Origin of the sequence: Streptomyces sp. NPDC059398 (genome assembly GCF_042751845.1) — a bacterium.
In the GTDB taxonomy this organism is placed as follows: Bacteria; Actinomycetota; Actinomycetes; order Streptomycetales; family Streptomycetaceae; genus Streptomyces.
Window position 1 is genome coordinate 1 of record NZ_JBHYWP010000135.1, and the last position, 19,096, is coordinate 19,096.

Consider the following 19,096-nt stretch of genomic DNA (forward strand, 5'->3'; position numbering starts at 1 on the left):
CACCCTGACCGGGTGGCCGCCCTCCGTTCTGTGCTCCGTACTTTGCGCTTGGGGTTACTTGCCCTTCGCGGCTTCCTTGAGCTTCGAGCCCGCGGAGACCTTCACGCTGTAGCCGGCGGGGATGTTGATCGGGTCGCCGGTCTGCGGGTTACGCGCGGTGCGAGCGGCACGGTGGGTGCGCTCGAAGGTCAGGAAGCCGGGGATGGTGACCTTCTCGTCGCCCTTGGCGACGATCTCGCCGACGGTCTCGGCGAGAGCGGCCAGAACGGCGTCGGCGTCCTTACGGGTCACCTCGGCACGATCGGCCAGGGCGGCCACCAGCTCACTGCGGTTCATGTTGTTACTCCCGTGTTCTTCTTGCCTGTAAGGCGTGAGATCGAAGCCGATGCTGCCAGGGCCCTAGGACAGTCCCCGGACCCGGGTCTGACGTCAGACCCTCGCGCCCGAATATGCATCCTGCCCCCACCAACGGCGGGAAAGCCAATCCGGCACTCACCGGAGTCACACGAACGCGTCACTGTCCCGGGACGGTGACGCTCCGTCGACTCCGTGAAACCCGGCTGTGGGCGCCCGGGGGCTCATTTCCCGCCACCCTAGAGGGGCGTTCGGGGCCGTGAGTCCCGCGACGCGCCGGGCGTCAGGCGGACGTGGGCGCCGTCACGGTCACACCGGCGGCCTTCGCGGCCGAGCGGACCGCTCCCGCGACCGCCCCGGCGACCTTGTCGTTGAAGACGGAGGGGATGATGTAGTTGGCGTTGAGCTCGTCCGCGCCGACGACATCGGCGAGCGCGCCCGCCGCCGCGAGCATCATCTCCGTGTTGACCGTACGGGACTGGGCGTCGAGCAGACCGCGGAAGACGCCCGGGAAGACCAGCACGTTGTTGATCTGGTTCGGGAAGTCCGAGCGGCCGGTGGCCACAACTGCCGCCGTCTGACGGGCGATCGCCGGGTCGACCTCGGGGTCGGGGTTCGCGAGCGCGAACACGATCGCGCCGTCCGCCATCGCCGCGACGTCCTCGCCGCCCAGCACGTCGGGGGCCGAGACACCGATGAAGATGTCCGCGCCGACCACGGCCTCCTTCAACGTGCCCGTCACGCCTTCGGGGTTGGTGTTGTCGGCGATCCAGCGCAGCGGCGACTCGGGCTCGGCGTCGACCAGGTCCTTGCGGCCCGCGTGCACCACACCGTGGATGTCGGCGACGACCGCGTGCTTGACACCCGCGGCCAGCAGCAGCTTCAGAATGGCCGTACCGGCCGCTCCGGCACCGGACATGACCACCCGGACCTCGCTGAACTCCTTGTCCACCACGCGCAGCGCGTTGGTCAGCGCGGCCAGCACGACGATCGCGGTGCCGTGCTGGTCGTCGTGGAAGACCGGGATGTCCAGGGCCTCGCGCAGCCGGGCCTCGATCTCGAAGCAGCGGGGCGCCGAGATGTCCTCCAGGTTGATGCCGGCGAAGCCGGGCGCGATGGCCTTGACGATCTCCACGATCGCGTCGGAGTCCTGGGTGTCCAGGCAGAGCGGCCAGGCGTCGATCCCGGCGAAGCGCTTGAAGAGGGCCGCCTTGCCCTCCATGACCGGCAGGGCGGCCTTCGGGCCGATGTTGCCGAGGCCCAGGACCGCGGAGCCGTCCGTCACCACTGCAACGGAGTTGCGCTTGATGGTGAGCCGACGGGCGTCCTCGGGGTTGTCCGCGATCGCCATGCAGACGCGGGCCACACCCGGCGTGTAGACCATCGAGAGGTCGTCACGGTTGCGGATGGGGTGCTTGGACGCCATCTCGATCTTGCCGCCGAGGTGCATCAGGAACGTACGGTCGGAGACCTTCCCGAGCTCGACCCCCTCGATGCCCTTGAGCTGCTGGACGATCTGGTCGGCGTGGTCGGTGGAGGAAGCGGCGATGGTGACGTCGATCCGCAGCTTCTCGTGGCCGGATGCGGTGACGTCGAGGCCGGTGACCGAGCCGCCTGAGGACTCCACGGCCGTGGTGAGCTGGCTGACCGCGGTCCCGCTCGCGGGGACCTCCAGACGCGCCGTGATCGAGTACGAGACGCTGGGCGCCGTTGCCATGGCCGACTTCCTTTGCTTTTCCCTGGTTGTTCGGTAAAACGCATCCGATGGTCGCACCTACCAGCCAGTAGCTGGTAATGGGACCTCCGATTCGGAAAGTGTTTTCCACCATACGAGAAACGTCCTGGTCGGGGAAGCCCCAGGGACGTACGGTCCGCAGAAAGTTGCGCGGACCCGCCCGGAAACAGAAAAAGTCCGCACCACCCGGGGGTGGTGCGGACCTTCTTCAGTCACGGTCTAGGTGACACCGGCCCGCCATGCTCGCCTCGCGGCAAGTGGTCGCTCGAAGCGACGAAGGTTGGGCCCGGGGGCTTGGATCGAGCCGGTGTCACGTCCAGATTAACAAACCACCCGGGAAAGTGATTCCCCTCCGGCACATTGACTCCGGGCCCGTCACCCGGACCCCCGGGCATGAGACGGCCGGACCCCCGGCGAGCTGCGCTGTCAGTCCCGCAGCAGATCCGGTACGCCGTCGCCGTCCGGCGCGTCGCCCGCCGCCGAGACCACCGTGAGCTGCTGCGTGGCACGGGTCAGCGCCACGTACAGCACCCGCAGCCCGGCCGGTGACTCGTCCGCGATCTCCGCGGGCGACACCACGACCGTGGCGTCGTACTCAAGCCCCTTCGCCTCCAGGCTGCCCAGCGCCACCACCCGGTCCCCGAGACCGGACAGCCACTTCCTGGCCTGATCGCGACGGTTCATGGCGACCACCACACCGACCGTCCCGTCGACCCGGTCGAGCAGCAGCCGGGCCTCCTCACGCACCGTGCCCGCCAGATCCCCGTCCGGGACGACGGCGAAGCGCGGCTCGACGCCGGTGGAGCGGACCGCCGACGGCGACTCCATGCCCGGCATGGCCAGCGCGAGCACCTTCGCCGCCAGCTCGGCGATCTCCGCCGGATTGCGGTAGTTGACGGTCAGTGTGAAGCGGCGGCGCGGGCGCGCGCCGAGCGCCTCGTCGCGGGCGGCGGCAGCCTCGTCGGGGGCCGACCACGACGACTGGGCCGCGTCGCCCACGACCGTCCAGGTCGCCTGACGGCCCCTGCGGCCGACCATCCGCCACTGCATGGGCGTCAGGTCCTGGGCCTCGTCGACGATGACATGCGCGTACTCGGTGCGCTCCTGGGCCAGCCGGTCGGCCCGCTCCCACTGGGTCTCCTCGCGCTGCGGCATCAGCTCGTCAAGACCGGTGAGCTGATCCAGCGGGTCGTACTCCCGCTTCTTCCTCGGACGGTGCGGTGTGCCGAGCAGCGCCTGGAGCTCGTCGAGGAGCGCCACATCGTGCACCGAGAGGGTCTCGCGCCGCAGCGAGCGGGCCAGCTTGCGCACCTCGCCCTGGTTGAGCACCCGGCGGGCCCAGCGGCCGAGCCTGCGCTCGTCCGCCATCGCGGCGAGCACCCCGCGCGGGGTCAGCTCGGGCCACCAGGCGTCCAGGAAGTCGGTGAAGCTGTCCTCGCTCGACACGTCGTCGTCGAAGGACGACCGCAGCTCGGCGGCGAGTTCCGGATCGCTCGCGTACGAGGAGGCGCCCCGGGACCGGCCGCCCGACTTGGCCCACAACGCGTCGAGCAGCAGCTTCCTGGCGCGCGGGCGCAGCAGGTTGACGGGCGCGGTGCCGCCGAGGACGTTCTGCCGGATACGCCGGAGCTCGTCGGCCTCCAGCTCGAGCCGGCCGCCGAAGACGACCACCCGCAGCCGGTCGGGGGTGGCGGGGGACGGTGTGTCCCGCGGCTCCTCCCGCTCGCCGGACTGCTCGCCGGACTGCTCGCCGGACTGCTGGTCCGGGTCGCCGAAGGACAGCTGCTCGTCCCCCGCGCGGCCGCCGGGACCGCCGCCCCGGGTCCGCTGCCGTACCGGACGCTGCGCCGGGTTCTCCAGCGCCCCGCGTGCCGCCTTCCGCAGCACCTGGAGCATCCGCGACGAGCCCTTGATCCGGGCGACGGCCGGATCGTCGTACGCCGTCGCCTCCGCGCCGTCCACCAGCGAGCCGACCGCGCGGATCGCGACCTGGCCCTCCTCGCCGAGCGAGGGCAGCACGCCCTCGGTGTACGCCACGAGCAGCGGCGTCGGCGAGACGATCAGGATGCCGCCCGCGTACTTGCGGCGGTCCTGGTAGAGCAGGTACGCGGCACGGTGCAGCGCCACGGCCGTCTTGCCGGTGCCGGGCCCGCCGGACACCTCGGTGACGGATGCCGCCGGCGCCCGGATCACCAGGTCCTGCTCGGCCTGGATGGACGAGACGATGTCCCGCATGGTGTGGCTGCGGGCCTGCCCGAGCGCGGCCATCAGCGCGCCGTCCCCGACGACGGCCAGCGGGGCGCCGTCGAGCGAGGCGGTCAGCTCGGGGCGCATCAGGTCGTCCTCGACGCCGAGGACCTTGCGGCCCTTGGAGCGGACGACCCTGCGGCGTACGACCCGGCCGGGGTCGACCGGGGTCGAGCGGTAGAAGGGCGCGGCGGCCGGGGCCCGCCAGTCGATGACCAGCGGCGAGTAGTCGGAGTCCAGAACCCCGATACGGCCGATGTGCAGGGTCTCGGCGACATCGGCGGTGTCGTCGGGGCGTACGGCGTCGTCGGCCGGCTCGACGGCGGTGTACGCGCCGTCCGGGCCCTTCTTGCCGTCCTTGCCCTGGAGCAGGTCGATACGTCCGAAGAGGAAGTCCTCGAACTCGTTGTTGAGGCGGTTGAGATGGATACCGGCCCGGAAGACCTGGGCGTCCCGCTCGGCGAGCGCGCCCGGCGTGCCGACCTGGCCGCGCTGGGCGGCGTCGTTCATGAGGAACTCAGCCTCGTGGATCTTCTCCTCAAGGCGTCGGTACACCTGATCGAGGTGCTCCTGCTCGGTCGCGATCTCGCGGTCCCTGACCGAGTCGACAGCGGCGTCCTGCGCGGCCACTGAGGCCCCCTTCTTGCATTCATTGGGCGACCGTCAACCCTATGCGAAGGGGGAGCGTATGTCAGGCGCCGTTCCGTCGGCGTTACGGCCGGCGTCCCGCCGGTGTTCCTCCGGCGTTCCCCGGGCGTGCTGCGGCTCCCCCTCAGGTGCGGGCCGCCACGGCCGCCCTGCGGCGGTGGCGGGCGACCCGTTCGCGGTTGCCGCAGACCTCGCTGGAGCACCAGCGTCGGCGGTGTCCCCGGGAGGTGTCCAGATAGAGCCGCCGGCAGTTGTCGCCCTCGCACTGGCGCAGCAGCGCGCGGGCCCCCGGGTCGGTGAGCAGCTCGACGGCGTCCCGGGCGACGGCCGCGAGCAGGGCGTCACGCTCGGGCGCGGCGGCCAGTTCCCTGACGAGGCCGCCGCCCTCACCGCGTACCGCCCGGAGCCCCGGAGGCGGGCCCGCCGCACGGGCGTTGACCTCCGCCAGCGCCCGCTCCGCCGGGCGCCCCGCGACCTCGGCCCGTACCAACTCGGCCACATGGGAACGGAGTTCGGTGAAGGCATGCAGCCAGTCGGCGCCGGGGGCCGGGATCGGGGTGCCGACCGGGACCAGTCCGGCGCCGGTCAGCCAGGCGGCCAGCCGCCGCCCGCAGTCGAGTTGTTCAACGGAATCCGTCCCTGTCGCCACCAGGTCCAGGCAGATGCGCCCGGAGTCGAACCGCAGCTCGTACGCGTGCGAACCCATACCTCTTACAGTGCCCAGTCACGTGCCGTGCCGTAACCCCGCCGGTGAGGGTTGCCGGAACACGCACGTGCCTGATCGCGCACGGCGACCGGATCCCGCACGGCCGGAATCCCTTACCGCCGGGCTCAGTTGCGGTCGTGCAGGATCCGCTGGAAGAGCCGGTGGTCGCGCCACTCGCCGTTGATGTGCAGATAGCGGGGCGCCACCCCGTAGGACTCGAAGCCGCACTTGGTGAGCACCCGCTGCGAGGCAACGTTGTCGAGCAGCGTCCCGGCCTCGACGCGGTGCAGCCCGAGCTCGTCGCGGGCGATCCGGCAGACCTCATCGACCGCACCGGACGCCACCCCGCGGCCTGTGCAGCCCGCGTCCACCCAGTAGCCGACGACCGCGCTGCAGAGCGGTCCGAGGATGATGTTGTTGAGGGTGATGGTCCCCACGATGTCCCCGGTGCCGGTCTCCTCCAGGACCCAGGGCATCACCCGCCCGGCCTCCCGTTCGGCAAGCGAGACCCGGAGGCGCTCCCGTTGGCCATCGACGGTGTAGAAGGACTCGGGTCTGGCCGGGTCCCAGGGGGCCATATGGGCACGGTTGCGGTCCAGGACGGTGGCGAGGGCTTCGGCGTCGGAGAGCTCGACCGGGCGCAGCCGGATGTTTTCGGTCATCATTCCCGCACGGTAGCCCCGGGGCTCCGCGGCCCCGCCGCCGGGTCGGCGGCCGGCCGGCAGTCCCGCCCGGCGGACGTCCGGATCAGCTCGGGCCGCCCCGGCGACCGTCCGGATCAGCTCCGGCCGCCCAGGCTCCGCCCGCGGCCCGGACGCCTCCGCGACGAAGGCCCGCTCGTCACCGCCCGCCTCCGGAAGCACCACCCGCGGATCCGCGCGCGACACCGTCCGACCGGGACGGCAGCTCCGCGCAGAGCAGCTGTACGAGCGGCCCGAGCCGGAAGCGCTCCGGCTGGAGCGTGGGGACGCCGTGCGCCTGGAGGGGCTGCGCCGTGACCGGCCCCACGCAGAACGCGGGCACGCTGTGCCGGAGCGCGGCGAGCAGGTCGGCGTGGAGTCCGCGCGCTTCGGCTCGGGCCAGCAGCGAGACGACCGCGGGTGCGCTGGTGAAAGTCAGGGCGTCGACCGACCCGGCGAGTACCGCGTCGGTCAGCCGGTCGAGCGGGCCGATGTCCTCGGGCGGCAGCCACCGGTACACCGGTACGCCGACCACATCGGCGCCCGCGCCCCGCAGCTCCTGGATCAGACCGGTCAGCGGATCGCCGTGCAGCTGCACCGCGATCCGGCGGCCCGCGACGCCCTGCGCGAGCAGCCGGTCGCGTACTTCGGCCATCGACTCGGACCCGGGCGACCACGCCTCGCGCAGTCCGGCCGCCCGGATCGCCCCCGTGACCTTGGGCCCGCGTGCGAGGAGTTCCGCGCCGTGCAGCCGCTCGGCCAGGGCGCCGCCCAGGCCCCAGCCCTCGGCAGCCTCGACCCAGCCCCGGAAGCCGACCGCGGTGGTCGCGATCACGGTGTCCGGCGCGGTGGCGATCAACTGGTCGGTCGCGGTACGGAGTTCACGGTCGTCGGCGAGTGGGACGGTACGCAGCGCGGGCGCGTGCCGGACCTCGGCGCCCCGCCGCTGGAGCAGCGCGATGAACTCGTCGGCGCGCCGGGCGGCGGTGACGCCGACGGTGAACCCGGCGAGCGGGCCCGGCCGGGGCGGTGCGGTGTCGTGCATGGTGCGTGAGCCTCCCAGGAACGCGTGACGGCCCGGTCCCGCCGGCCGGCCGCCCCTGCCGCCGCGGCGGCGCCCGCCCTGCTGAGCTCGCGGCGTCATCGGTACCGGATCCGTACGCCGACGGTATACCGCCCGCACCAGCCCGGATGCGGTGGACGACCCCGGAACCCACCCGCTCACGGCACGGCCGCCGCACGGTCGGTCACCCGGTGTCGGGTTCGCGGGGGTCGGATCCCGGTTCGGGGTGGACGGCGGGCTCCGCCTCACGGGAAACCGGCTCGCGGGAAACCGGCTCCGGTGCGTGGTGGACCGGCTCCGGCACACGGGAAACGGGCTCCGGATCCTGGTGGACGGGCTCGCGCAGCGCGATGGAGAGCAGGACCGCGAGGACCGGCACGGTGGCAAGCAGCATGAGCGCGCCCCGGGGACCGTAGTGCGTGGCGACGAGGCCCAGCAGCGGCATGAACAGTCCTCCGGCGCTCATGGCGAGGCCGAGTGTCACTCCGGCCGCCGTGCCGGGCCTGCTGGGCAGGTAGTCCTGGCCGAGCTTGATGAGCACGGCGAACGGGATGTTCGAGATCAGACCGACCAGCATCGCCAGCGGCAGCGCGTAGTACTTGTCGTCGCAGACCAGCATGGACCAGAGGGCGGGCAGCATGGCGGCGTTGCCGATCTGCACCGTACGGACCATGCCGATGCGGTCGGCGAGCCGGCCGCCGAGCAGGGTGCCGAGCACGCCGCCTCCGAGTTCGAGGGTCAGGGCGATGCCGCCGAGACCGCTGCTCCCCTCCAGGTGGCGGATCCAGTACAGCGAGATGAAGGTGTTCAGGCCGGTCGAGATGGTGGAGCGCACGACCTCGACGGCGGTCAGGGCCGCGAAGAGGCCGGGCCGGTCCTCGCCCCGGTGCCGCACCGTCCTGGCCGCCGGGCCTGCGGTCCGGTTGTGGTGGCGCAGCAGAACGAATCCCATGAGCACGGCAGGCGGCACGAACAGCGCTGTCGCGCCCATCCCGAGGGTGTCCAGGGCCGGTGTGACCAGCGCCGGAGCGACGAAGAAGCCGACGCTTCCGCCGGCGGCGAAGTAACTCATCGCGGTGGCACTGCCCCCGGCCGCGCGGCGCGCGTCGCGCCCCGCCGGCGGGTGGAACATCGCGATGCCCACGCCCGCCATCAGCAGGAGCGCGAACACCACCGGGTAGGAGGGCACGAGCCCGGACAGGCCCGCCCCGGTCCCCGCCAGGCTGATGCCCAGCGGCGACATCCACCGCAGCCGGTAACGGTCGGCCAGCAGCCCGATCGGCACCTGCGGCAGTGCACTGCCCAGCGTCGCGGCCAGTGCGAGCCCGGACGCCTGCACATAGCTGAAGTCCCGCTGCAGTACGAAGTACGGGACCGCGGCGGGCACCAGGCCCTGGTAGAAGTCGTCGACGGCATGGGCGCCGGCCCAGATCCGCATCCGGCGCCAGTGCCCCGGCCGGTCGGCGGCACCGCTGGGAGCGTCCTCGCCGGGGCCGGCCGCACCGGGAGCGCTTGTTCCCTGGATCGATGTCATTCCCCCACGATGGGCAACAGGCCCCCCGGCGCGCTTCCCGTATTCTGCCTATCCATGTCGCAGATCCGCCACACGCCCGTCGCGCCGACCAGCACCCAGTTCCGTGACGGTGGCGACACCATCGACCGGCACCGCCACGACGACCACCAACTCATCTATGTCAGCTCCGGGGTACTCGCGATCACCACGGAACACGGATCCTGGATCGCCTCCAACGACCGGGCCCTGTGGGTCCCCGCGAACACCTGGCACGAACACCGCTTCTACGGGCAGAGCCACTTCCACACCATCGGTTTCCCCGCCCGGGGAAGGACGCCGCTGCTCCACACCGGACGCCCGACGGTCATCGCCGTGGACAGCCTGGTCCGCGAACTCCTCATCGCCCTGACCAGCACCGCCCTCGCACCGGCCGAGACCCGGCACATCGAAGCCGTGCTCCGCGACCGGCTGCGCCGCGTCCCGGCTCAGCCCGTCGCCCTGCCCGCCCCCCGTGACCGGCGGCTCGCCGACGCCTGCCGCCTCGTCGAGGACGATCTGCGCAGGTGCTACACCCTCGCCCAGCTCGCCGACAGGACCCACACCGGCCAGCGCACCCTCTCAAGGCTGTTCCGCGACGAATTCGGCATGACCTACCCCCAGTGGCGCACCCGCGCCCGCCTCTTCACCGCGCTGGTCATGCTCGCCGAGGGCGCCGCCGTCACCGAGACCGCCCATGCCTGCGGCTGGGCGACCACCAGCGCGTTCGTCCACACCTTCGCCCAGGCCATGGGCACCACCCCCGGGGCCTACCGTGCGGGCGCCGCCCCGGCCAGATAGCGCGCCGTCCGGCCAGAGCCGGGGGCGGCGGCCGGCCGCCAGGTCCTCGATCCAGCCGGTGGCCAGCACGGCCAGCCCGATCAGCGGCCAGACCGCGAGGAACATCCACACGTTGTACGTGGCGGTCAGCGCAAAGTCGAACCGGCCCTCGATGAACGGCACTTCGTACAGCTGGTCGACGAGCGGCACGGTGGCCATGATGAGGGCGTTGTGCCAGAGGTAGATGGTCACCGCGCGGTTGTTGGTGAGCGTGATGACCCTGTCGAACCGGGCCAGGCGGGGCGGGAGTCGGCGCCAGGACGGGGCGTAGGTGAGGAGCAGCGCGCAGGCGCCGAGCGACCAGGCGGCCTGGGCGAGCGGGATGTCGTTGAGGTCCCAGCCGTCGGGCCCGATGTGGCCGTGCGCCCACCAGAGGCCGAACGCCATGACGGGGACGGCGCAGGAGACCAGGAAGTAGCGCGGCACCTTGCTGAGCAGCCCGTCCCGGTGGGCGAAGCCCAGGATCCAGCAGGAGCCGTAGACCGCGAAGTCGGTGAGGGCGAGGCCCGGTTCACCGGGTACGGTCACCATCCCCGTGCCGACGACCGCGGTCAGCGCGAGCGGCGCGAGCAGCGTCGGCCAGGGCAGTCTGCGGAACGCCCGCAGCAGCAGCGGGGAGAGCAGTACGAACCAGAGGTAGGCGCGGAGATACCAGAGCGGACCCACCGCCTGGTCGGGCCAGTCCTGGTCGAGCCTGCCGGACGCGGAGCCGAGCGTGTCGGGATAGGGCGGGGCGCCGAGCGGGACGACGTACCACAGCAGCTTCGTGACGGAGGGCCGCCAACCGGCGTACGCCATCATCCCCACCATCAGCGCGCCGAACGCCCACATCGGCGGCAGCAGCCGGCGGACCCGGCCCCGGATGACGGCCAGAGCTGCCTTTCCGGTCACCGGGGTCCGGCGGCCGAGTGAGCGGGCCATCAGGGAGCCGGCGAGGGCGAACATGACGCCCATGGAAGGGAAGACGACCGACAGCCAGGCCCAGCCGAACAGGTGGTAGAAGACGACGCGGACCAGGGCGGTGGTACGGAGCAGATCGAGACAGCGGTCACGGCCGGGAACGTCCGGGACGGACGGAGGCGTGGTGGCGGTCATACGGCAGAACTCCGTTTATCTCTGGGCCGTTTATCTCTGGGCCGGTTGTCGCTGGGCCGGTTGTCGCTGGGCCGGTTGTCGCTGGGCCGGTTGTCGCTGGGCCGGTTGTCGCTGGGCCGCGCCCCGGGCACGCTGCCCGCTCGGTCCTCGCGTGGTGCGGGCAGCGCGCCGGGGGCGGCGACCGCTCCGGTACGGCGCAGCTTCTGCCAGCGCAGTCGCCCGCCGGTGAGAGCGGTGATCCACGACTGGAGCAGCACGACGTACATCAGCTGCCGGTACAGGATCTGCTGGAGCGGCAGCGAGACCAGGTGCCGCATCCGTTCGCGGTCGAGCCGGAACGCGTACCCGGCGCACACCGCCTGCACCGAGAGGACGGCCAGCCAGGCGAGCACGGTCTTCTCGGTGGGGCCGAAGATCAGCCCGTACAGCAGGAAGACATCGATGAGCGGGGCCAGCAGCGGCGCCAGCACCATGAAGAGCGCGACCAGCGGCAGGCCGATCCGGCCGAACCGCCCGGACGGGCCCCGCTCGACCAGTGCGCGGCGGTGCTTCCAGATCGCCTGCATCGTCCCGTACGACCAGCGGTAGCGCTGCGACCAGAGCTGCTGGACGCTCTCGGGCGCCTCGGTCCAGGCGCGGGCGTTCTCCGCGTAGACCACGCGCCAGCCGTCGCGGTGCAGGGCCATCGTGAGCGGTGTCCTCGGCGAGGGTGTCCTCGCTCAGCCCGCCGGCTCCGTCGAGCGCCGTCCTGCGGAAGGCGCCGACGGCCCCCGGGATGGTGGGCATACAGCCCAGGACGTCGTACATCCGGCGGTCCAGGTTGAAGCCCATCACATACTCGATGTGCTGCCAGGCACCGATGAGGCCGTCCCTGTTGCCGACCTTGGCGTTCCCGGCGACCGCGCCGACCGCCGGGTCGCCGAAGGGCTGCACCAGTTCGCGCACGGTGGCCGCTTCGAAGACGGTGTCGCCGTCCATCATCACGATGAGGTCGTGCCGGGCGTGCGCGATGCCGGTGTTGAGCGCGGCGGCCTTCCCCGCGTTGTGGCGGCGCACCACCCGGACACCGGGCAGCCGCTCCGCCTCCACCAGCTCCGCCGTACCGTCCGACGAGCCGTCGTCGATGACGACGACCTCGACGGGGTGGTCACTTCCGGCCAGCGAGCGGACCGTACTGACGATGCAGGCGGCCTCGTTGTACGCGGGGACGAGCACCGACACCGGTTCGGTGACCGGCTCGCCCCAGCGGAAGCCCGGTGCGCGGACCCTGCGGGCATGGACGAAGGAGAGCACGAGCATCAGCCCGAAGCGGGCGAACACCAGCACGCCGACGACGGCGAGGCAGCCGATCAGGATGCCGGAGACCTCGTCGGAGAGCCCGACCGCGAAGACGAACGCCTTGCCGCGCCACAGCTCGGCGCCGCTGACCGGGGTCTGCGACGAAGGGGCGCCCAGGGCATCGGTGAGGCTGCTGAACTCGTAACCCCTGCGCTGGAGTTCGGGAAGATAGCGGCCGAGCGCCGCCACGGTCTGCGCGCGGTTCCCGCCCGAGTCGTGCATGAGGACGATCGCGCCCCGGCCGCCGTGCGGAGCGGCATTGCGCAGAATCGTGGGGACGCCGGGCCGCTGCCAGTCCTCGCTGTCGACGGAGTCGAGCACCGTGATGTAGCCACGGCTTCCGATGTACTTCACGACCGGCCAGTTCTTGTCGTCCAGCGCGTCGGCGAACGACGAGTAGGGCGGCCGGAAGAGCGAGGAGCGGATACCGGCCGCGCCCGCCAGGGCCAGCTGGGTCTGGGAGAGCTCCCGGTCGATACGGCTCTTCGACTGGTACGAGAGGTCGGGGTGGTCGAAGGTGTGCACGCCGACCTCGTGGCCCTCCTCGACCATCCGCCTGACCAGGGCCGGGTAGCGGGAGGCCATGGTGCCGGTGACGAAGAAGACGGCGTGTGCGTGGTACTTCCTCAGCTCGTCGAGCACCTTCGGGGTCCACTCCGGGTCGGGTCCGTCGTCGAAGGTCAGGACGATCCGGTGGTCGGGGATGCGCAGGCTGGTGGGTTCCCCCTTGCCACGGGCGTCGATGACCGGACCGCCGTCGAGGATGTGGCCGGGCACGTCACCGGTCGGGGCCGGCGGTCTGACCCGGTGGTCCGCGACGATCTCGCTGTGCACATAACCGCGCATCACCAGCATGCCGAAGAGCGCGAGGAGCAGGAGCAGCGGCAGGAGGTACCGCATGGGCGGCCTGAACCGGGCGGGCCGGGCGGCACTCGGCCGTCGGACGGTTCTCATGGCTTACGGTGCGCTCTCTGCGGGTGCGGACGGCTCGGGCCAGTTCGGCGCGCTCGGGCCGGCCGAGGGGGCCGGTGCGGCCGGAGACGGTGAGTGGCCGCCCCCGGACGGCGGAGCGGACACCACGGGCGCCGGATCCGCTGAGCCCGCGCCGGGGGCGCGGACGGGCGGTGCGGATGTACTGGACGTACCGGACTCGGCGGCGCCGCCCTGGCGGGCGCTTCCGGTGCCGGGGGGCGCGGGCGTGACCCGTACCCCGGGGGAGACCGCGGTGGCCGGTTCCGGTGCCCCGGCGGAGGCGACGTTCACCGGTACGGGTGCCGGTGTTGCTCCCGGGTCCCGTACCCCCGGCGCCGGGGACGCCGCATGCGTGGCCGGATCTCTGCCGGTCTCCGCCTTCTTCCCGTGGGCGGGCCCCGGGATCAGCAGCCAGGGGGCGGTGGAGTCCCCGCCGACGACGGTGGCCACCAGCAGTACCGCGTAGGAGGCGCAGGCCAGGGCGATGAGCCAGCCGATACGGCGGTACTGACGGCCCCGGCGGCCACTGGCGTCCACAAAGACGGGACGGTCGGCGGCCGGGGCCGAATCCCCCCGCTCCGAGCCGGCGGAACCACCCGGTCCAGGTGGCACACCTCCCACCCCGGGCGCCACACCTCCTGCTGCGGAGGGCCGGCCCGAGGGCTCGCCGGGCCTGGCGGACTCCCCGGACCTGGGAGAACCGCCCGGCCCCGGAGGTCTGTTCGGCCCGGTAGGCCCGCCCGGCCGGGGTGTCCCGCCCGGACCGCCGCCCGCCACCTCCCGCCCCAGGCAGTCGAGTTGAACGGTCACGTCCGGCGGCTCATACATCTGCCCGAAACGGGCGCCTTCTCGCCATTTTTCCACCACGGTCCACACATCCCCCCAAGGTCGTTTCACTGCGCGTCATTGACCGGACGGATACCGCCGGACCGAGTCCCCACTCAGGTCCGAGCGCCCCCTGCTGGCTGCGTCCGGTGGGCGAATCTAGCGCAGGTTCAAGCCACTTCAGGACGCTTGTTCACAGTTGCTCATATGGGCCCCTGATCTGCCCACTCATCGCCATGTCCACAGCAGGAAGCCACGCCCCGGCAGGCAGGTCCAGCCAGTCATGGGCGGCCACCCCCTCGTCGATCGCCCGATGGAGCGCACGAAGTCCCGCGTGTCGCAAGGATTTTCGCCAGACGAGCGAGATCGGCGAGAGCGGTACAGGACCGACCAGCGGGCGCAGCACCATGCCCGGGACCCCGATGAACTCCGTACTCGCCAGCACCGACCAGCGGCGTTTGCGAATCACCCGCGCGAACTCCTCCGCACCGTCGATCTCCGGGAACGGCTCGGCCAGGACGATGCCCCGGCCGGCGAACAGCCGCTCCGCCAGATCGGTCCACTCCGCCGTGGCCCGGTTTCCCGCCGCCGCATAGAGCGTCTCCCCCGCCAGCGCGGTCAGCGGCACCTCGTCGAGGGGGGCGAGAGGGTGCTCGGCCGGCAGCAGGACCGCCATCCGTTCGAACCGGACCGGCCGGTGGTCGAGCAGGTCCAGCACCTCCGGCGGAAGACCGGCGACCCGGCCGGCCGAGACATCGAGCCGCCCCGCCACGATCTCCGCCGCCGCCCCGGTCAGACCGCTGTGAAAGCGGGCCACGAACTCGACGTCGGGCGCCATCTCCCGGGCCCGCGCCAGCAACCGGGAGGCCGTACTGACCGGGGCACCCACATCGACCAGCAGGGGGCGCCCGTCAGGGGTCCAGGCCGCCGCCAGCTCGTCGTACGCCGCGAGCACCCGCCGGGCGTACGGCAGCAACCGCGCCCCGTCGGCCGTGAGCGACACCTGCCGGGTGGTCCTGACGAACAGCTCGGCCCCCAACTCCCGCTCCACCCGCCGCACATCACGGCTCAGCGCCTGCTGCGCCACATAGAGCCGGGCGGCGGCGCGGGTGAAGTGCAGATCCTCCGCGACGGCGACGAAGGCACGCAGCAGACGGGGTGCGATGTCCGGAAGGCGCTGGGGCATCCGCCGAATTTACAACGCGACCGCGTCAATCGGGCCCGAACAGGTGTTGGACCACGTCACGCCGGGCCCGGGAGGCTGACACCCATGGAGCCGGAAACCACCCGCACCCAAGCCCCCACCGCCACCGCCCCCACCACCGAGAGCCCCACCCCCACCGCCACCGCCCCCACCACCGATGGCCCCGCACCCGCCACGGACGCACCCACCACCCATGAGCCCGCACCGGCCACCGGCGCATCCACCCCCGGCGGGCCCGCACCCACCACCGACAAGCCCACCCCCGACGCACCCCCCACCGCCCCCTCGCCCGCCCCCCGCACCGGGAGCGAACCCGCGAGCGAACCCGCGACCGAGGGTGCGCTCGCCCCGTACCGCAGGCTGCTGGCCACCCCCGGCGCCCGCGCCTTCACCGCGGGCAACCTCCTGGCCCGGCTCCCGATGGGGATGTTCAGCGTCAGCGCCGTGGTCATGATCGCCGGCTCCCGCGGCTCGTACGCGCTCGCCGGTACCGTCACCGCCACCGGCCTCGCCGCCACCGCGGTCGTCGGCCCGTGGACGGCGCGCCTGGTCGACCGTTACGGCCAGGCCAGGATCGCCGTACCCGCCACGCTGCTCGCGGCGCTCGGCTCGCTGGCCCTGCTGCTCTGTGTGCGGTACGGCGCACCCGACTGGACGCTCTACGCCGCCTACGCCGCCACCGCGACCACCCCCAACACCGGCGGGATGTCCCGGGCCCGCTGGTCGCATCTGCACCGCGGGGACCCGGCCGCCCTGCACACCGCCAACTCCTTCGAACAGGCCGTGGACGAACTCTGCTTCATGCTCGGCCCGGTGGCGGCCGCGTTCCTCTGCTCGTCACTCTTCCCCGAGGCGGGCACCCTGGTGGGAGCGTTCCTCCTGGTCACGGGGGTACTGATCTTCGCCGCCCAGCGCGCGACGGAACCGCCCGCGGCCCCCCGTACGACCACGACCCGCTCACCGCTGCGCGCCCCCGGATTCCCGCCCCTGATCGCCGTCTTCCTCGCGACCGGCGCGGTGTTCGGTGCCATGGAGGTCACCACACTCGCCTTCGCCGACGCACAGGGACACCGTGCGGCGGCGGGAGCGGTACTCGGACTCCAGGCGGCCGGTTCGTGCGTCGCGGGGCTGCTCTACGGATCGGTGCGCCCGGCGCCGCACGTACGCCGGCGCCTGCTCGGGTGCCTCGCCGCCATGACGCTGCTGATGGCAGGCCCGCTCGTCGCGGCATCGGCGACCGGCTCCCTGCTCGCCTTGTCGGCCACCCTGCTGCTGGCGGGCGCGGCCACCGCACCGACCATGGTGACCGGTATGACCCTGGTCCAACGCATCACGCCGCAGGGCCAGTTGAACGAGGGGATGACTCTGTCCGTCACCGCGCTCCTGGGCGGCATCGCCACGGGGTCTGCGACGGCGGGATGGATCGTGGAGCACCTGAGCCCCACCGCCGGGTACGCGGTCCCCACATCGGCGGCAGCCGTCGCGCTCCTGCTGTCGGCGGTCTTCCAGCGGGACGGCGGGCCGGGACGACCCGGCCGGACCGGCTGAACACCCCGCCCCTGCGGCTAAGCGCCCCCGGCGGTGGCCTCCGGCGGCGGGGCCGGAAAAGTACGCGGCGGAGCGAAGAGCAGCGGCAGGTAGACGTCGTCGACGATCTCACCGATGACGTCCTCCGGGATCGGGGCCCCGAAGAGCAGGAAGTGGTTGCGGAGCAGATCGATCGCCACCGTGGCACGCCGCGATGCCGGAACCCACGGCTCGATCTCGCCACGTGCCACAGCGCGCCACAGCACTCCCTGGATCGGCCCCGGGCCTGCGCCCTGGACGCGTTCGCGGACCAGCCGGGCGAATTCCGGATCGTGCATGGCCTCGGTCAGCAGACCGCGCAGGATGTCGCCGTGCGAGGAGGCCATCTTGGCGGAGACCTGCCGTAGCGCGGCGAGGACATCGGTGCGCAGGGCACCGGTGTCGGGCAGATCGGTCTCGTACAGGCGGTGGGCCGCGCAGGCGTCGATGACGAGTTCCGCACGCCCCGACCACCGCCGGTACAGGGTGGCCTTGCCGGTGCGGGCCCGCGCCGCCACCCGTTCCATCGTCAGTCCGGCGTAACCGACCTCGGCCAGTTCCTCGACGGTGGCGGCCAGGATGGCGTTCTCCAGCTCCTCGCCCCGGCGGCGAGGATTTCTGCGGTGGTCACCGGTCGGCCGGTCCGGCGCATCTCCGTGGGTTGGAAGCATGACTCCCGGCCATTTGTCGAAACACCCGTTGTGGACCTCAAGGCGGCCAGCCTAGCCTCCCTTTAGAGAACGGACCGTTCTTTAAGCGTCGAGCACATCGAGGGAACGATGACCGAGACCGTTACGACGCCCCCTTCAGGCGCCCCCGCCTATCCCAGCGACCGCACCTGTCCCTACCACCTGCCCGATCAGTACAAGGAGCTGCGGGACCGCGAGGGGTCACTGCAGCAGGTGACCCTCTACGACGGACGGCCGGCCTGGCTGGTGACCGGGTACGAGACGGCGCGGAAGCTGCTGTCCGACCCCCGGCTGTCGTCCGACCGGGCCAAGGACGCGTTCCCCGCGACGTCCGAGCGAGTGATGGGCTTCCGGGAACGCCAGGCGGCCTTCATCGGCATGGACCCGCCGGAGCACGGGTCCAAGCGCCGGATGACCATCAGCGATTTCACGGTCCGGCGCATCAAGGGCATGCGGGCCGACATCGAGCAGATCGTGCACGGCTTCCTGGACGACATGATCGCCTCCGGCTCGCCCGCCGACCTCGTCAGCCAGTTCGCGCTGCCCGTGCCGTCCATGGTGATCTGCCGGATGCTCGGTGTGCCCTACGCCGATCACGACGCCTTCCAGGACGCCAGCAGGCGGCTCATCCAGTCCCCGGACGCGGCGGGTTCGCTGGCCGCCCGGGACGAACTGGAGGAGTATCTGGGCGGCCTGATCGAGTCCCTGCGCGGCAACCCCGGACCCGGCCTGCTGAGCACCCTGGTCACGGAACAGCTGGAGAAGGGCACGATCGACCGCGACGAACTGGTGGCGACCGCGATCCTGCTGCTGGTGGCCGGCCATGAGACAACCGCGTCGATGACATCGCTCAGCGTCATCACCCTGCTCGAACACCCCGACCAGTACGCCGAGTTGCGCGCCGACCCTTCGCTGGTGCCGGGCGCGGTGGAGGAACTGCTGCGCTATCTGGCGATCGCGGACATCGCCGGGGCCCGCATCGCAACCGCTGACATCGATGTCGACGGACAGCTCATACGGGCGGGCGAGGGTGTCATCGTCACCAACTCCATCGCCAACCGAGACAGTTCGGTCTTCTCCGACCCGGACACCTTCGACATCCACCGCCAGGCACGCCACCATCTGGCGTTCGGCTACGGGGTGCACCAGTGCCTCGGCCAGAACCTGGCCCGCCTCGAACTGGAGATCATCCTCACGGCGCTGTTCGACCGCCTGCCGAACCTGCGGCTCGCGGTACCGGTGGAAAGCCTGACCCTGCGCCCTGGCACCACGATCCAGGGCGTCAACGAACTCCCGGTCATCTGGTGACCACGGCGAAAGGAGCAACCATGCGCGTGACGGCCGACCGCGAGGTCTGCGTGGGAGCGGGCCTGTGCGCACTCACCGCGCCGGAGGTCTTCGACCAGGACGACGACGGCGTGGTGACGGTACTGACCCCGGACCCGTCTCCGGAGACCCACGCCACAGCACGCGAGGCCGGCATGCTCTGCCCGTCGGGCGCGCTGCGCCTCCTGTCTCTTATACACAGATGACGCAGCCGACGCTAGTGGGTGTGTATATCTCGGTGGGGGCCGGGGTAGAAAAA

Annotated in this window: 13 protein-coding genes and 3 pseudogenes; 4 read left to right on the top strand and 12 right to left on the bottom strand. The window is 71.9% G+C overall.

Annotated elements, in window-relative coordinates:
* Positions 1–54: 54 nt before the first annotated feature.
* The 7 genes and pseudogenes from ACFXBC_RS32350 to ACFXBC_RS32380 all read right to left on the bottom strand — a co-directional run bounded on the left by ACFXBC_RS32350 (position 55) and on the right by ACFXBC_RS32380 (position 8,871).
* A complete protein-coding gene (locus tag ACFXBC_RS32350) occupies positions 55–336 on the bottom strand; it encodes an HU family DNA-binding protein (RefSeq protein ID WP_003968811.1) in 282 nt (93 codons plus the stop codon).
* A gap of 301 nt (positions 337–637) precedes the next feature.
* Positions 638–2,071: an NAD-dependent malic enzyme gene (locus ACFXBC_RS32355; protein ID WP_385032707.1), complete on the bottom strand. Its 1,434-nt coding sequence runs from the start codon at positions 2,069–2,071 to the stop codon at positions 638–640.
* Positions 2,072–2,515: 444 nt separating this feature from the next.
* Positions 2,516–4,966, bottom strand: coding sequence for a HelD family protein (locus ACFXBC_RS32360; protein ID WP_385032710.1), 2,451 nt, complete (start codon positions 4,964–4,966; stop codon positions 2,516–2,518).
* A gap of 142 nt (positions 4,967–5,108) precedes the next feature.
* Entirely contained in the window at positions 5,109–5,690 is a 582-nt protein-coding gene (locus ACFXBC_RS32365; protein ID WP_385032713.1) for a CGNR zinc finger domain-containing protein, read from the bottom strand.
* 125 nt (positions 5,691–5,815) lie between these two features.
* On the bottom strand, positions 5,816–6,355 hold the full coding sequence (locus ACFXBC_RS32370) for a GNAT family N-acetyltransferase (protein ID WP_385032716.1): 540 nt from the start codon (positions 6,353–6,355) through the stop codon (positions 5,816–5,818).
* A gap of 226 nt (positions 6,356–6,581) precedes the next feature.
* Positions 6,582–7,415 (bottom strand): annotated as a pseudogene (locus ACFXBC_RS32375) (uroporphyrinogen-III synthase); the annotation flags it as partial.
* A gap of 202 nt (positions 7,416–7,617) precedes the next feature.
* Complete coding sequence (locus ACFXBC_RS32380; protein ID WP_385032740.1) at positions 7,618–8,871, bottom strand: MFS transporter; 1,254 nt, start codon at positions 8,869–8,871, stop codon at positions 7,618–7,620.
* 150 nt (positions 8,872–9,021) lie between these two features.
* On the opposite strand from ACFXBC_RS32380, the gene ACFXBC_RS32385 reads away from it, so the two are divergent.
* Positions 9,022–9,783, top strand: a complete 762-nt coding sequence (locus ACFXBC_RS32385; protein ID WP_385032719.1) for an AraC family transcriptional regulator — start codon at positions 9,022–9,024, stop codon at positions 9,781–9,783.
* On the opposite strand, the pseudogene ACFXBC_RS32390 reads toward ACFXBC_RS32385, so the two are convergent.
* From ACFXBC_RS32390 to ACFXBC_RS32405, 4 genes and pseudogenes are all read right to left on the bottom strand, one after another.
* A pseudogene (locus ACFXBC_RS32390) lies at positions 9,751–10,917 on the bottom strand (acyltransferase); the annotation flags it as partial. The gene ACFXBC_RS32385 and the pseudogene ACFXBC_RS32390 overlap by 33 nt on opposite strands.
* Before the next feature lie 98 nt (positions 10,918–11,015).
* Positions 11,016–13,155 (bottom strand): annotated as a pseudogene (locus ACFXBC_RS32395) (bifunctional polysaccharide deacetylase/glycosyltransferase family 2 protein); the annotation flags it as partial.
* Between the two features lie 57 nt (positions 13,156–13,212).
* The gene (locus ACFXBC_RS32400; RefSeq protein WP_385032722.1) at positions 13,213–13,839 is read right to left on the bottom strand and encodes a hypothetical protein; all 627 of its coding nucleotides are present in this window, start codon (positions 13,837–13,839) and stop codon (positions 13,213–13,215) included.
* 406 nt (positions 13,840–14,245) lie between these two features.
* Positions 14,246–15,238, bottom strand: a complete 993-nt coding sequence (locus ACFXBC_RS32405) for a LysR family transcriptional regulator (protein WP_385032725.1) — start codon at positions 15,236–15,238, stop codon at positions 14,246–14,248.
* A gap of 84 nt (positions 15,239–15,322) precedes the next feature.
* Between ACFXBC_RS32405 and ACFXBC_RS32410 the strand changes: the two genes are divergently transcribed.
* Entirely contained in the window at positions 15,323–16,804 is a 1,482-nt protein-coding gene (locus ACFXBC_RS32410; RefSeq protein WP_385032728.1) for an MFS transporter, read from the top strand.
* Between the two features lie 17 nt (positions 16,805–16,821).
* On the opposite strand, the gene ACFXBC_RS32415 is transcribed toward ACFXBC_RS32410, so the two are convergent.
* Positions 16,822–17,493 (bottom strand): TetR/AcrR family transcriptional regulator, encoded by a 672-nt coding sequence (locus ACFXBC_RS32415; protein WP_385032731.1) that lies wholly within the window; start codon positions 17,491–17,493, stop codon positions 16,822–16,824.
* A 108-nt stretch (positions 17,494–17,601) separates the two neighbouring features.
* Between ACFXBC_RS32415 and ACFXBC_RS32420 the strand changes: the two genes are divergently transcribed.
* The gene (locus ACFXBC_RS32420) at positions 17,602–18,819 is read left to right on the top strand and encodes a cytochrome P450 (RefSeq protein ID WP_385032734.1); all 1,218 of its coding nucleotides are present in this window, start codon (positions 17,602–17,604) and stop codon (positions 18,817–18,819) included.
* Positions 18,820–18,839: 20 nt separating this feature from the next.
* Entirely contained in the window at positions 18,840–19,043 is a 204-nt protein-coding gene (locus ACFXBC_RS32425) for a ferredoxin (protein ID WP_385032737.1), read from the top strand.
* The last annotated feature ends 53 nt before the right edge of the window (positions 19,044–19,096 follow it).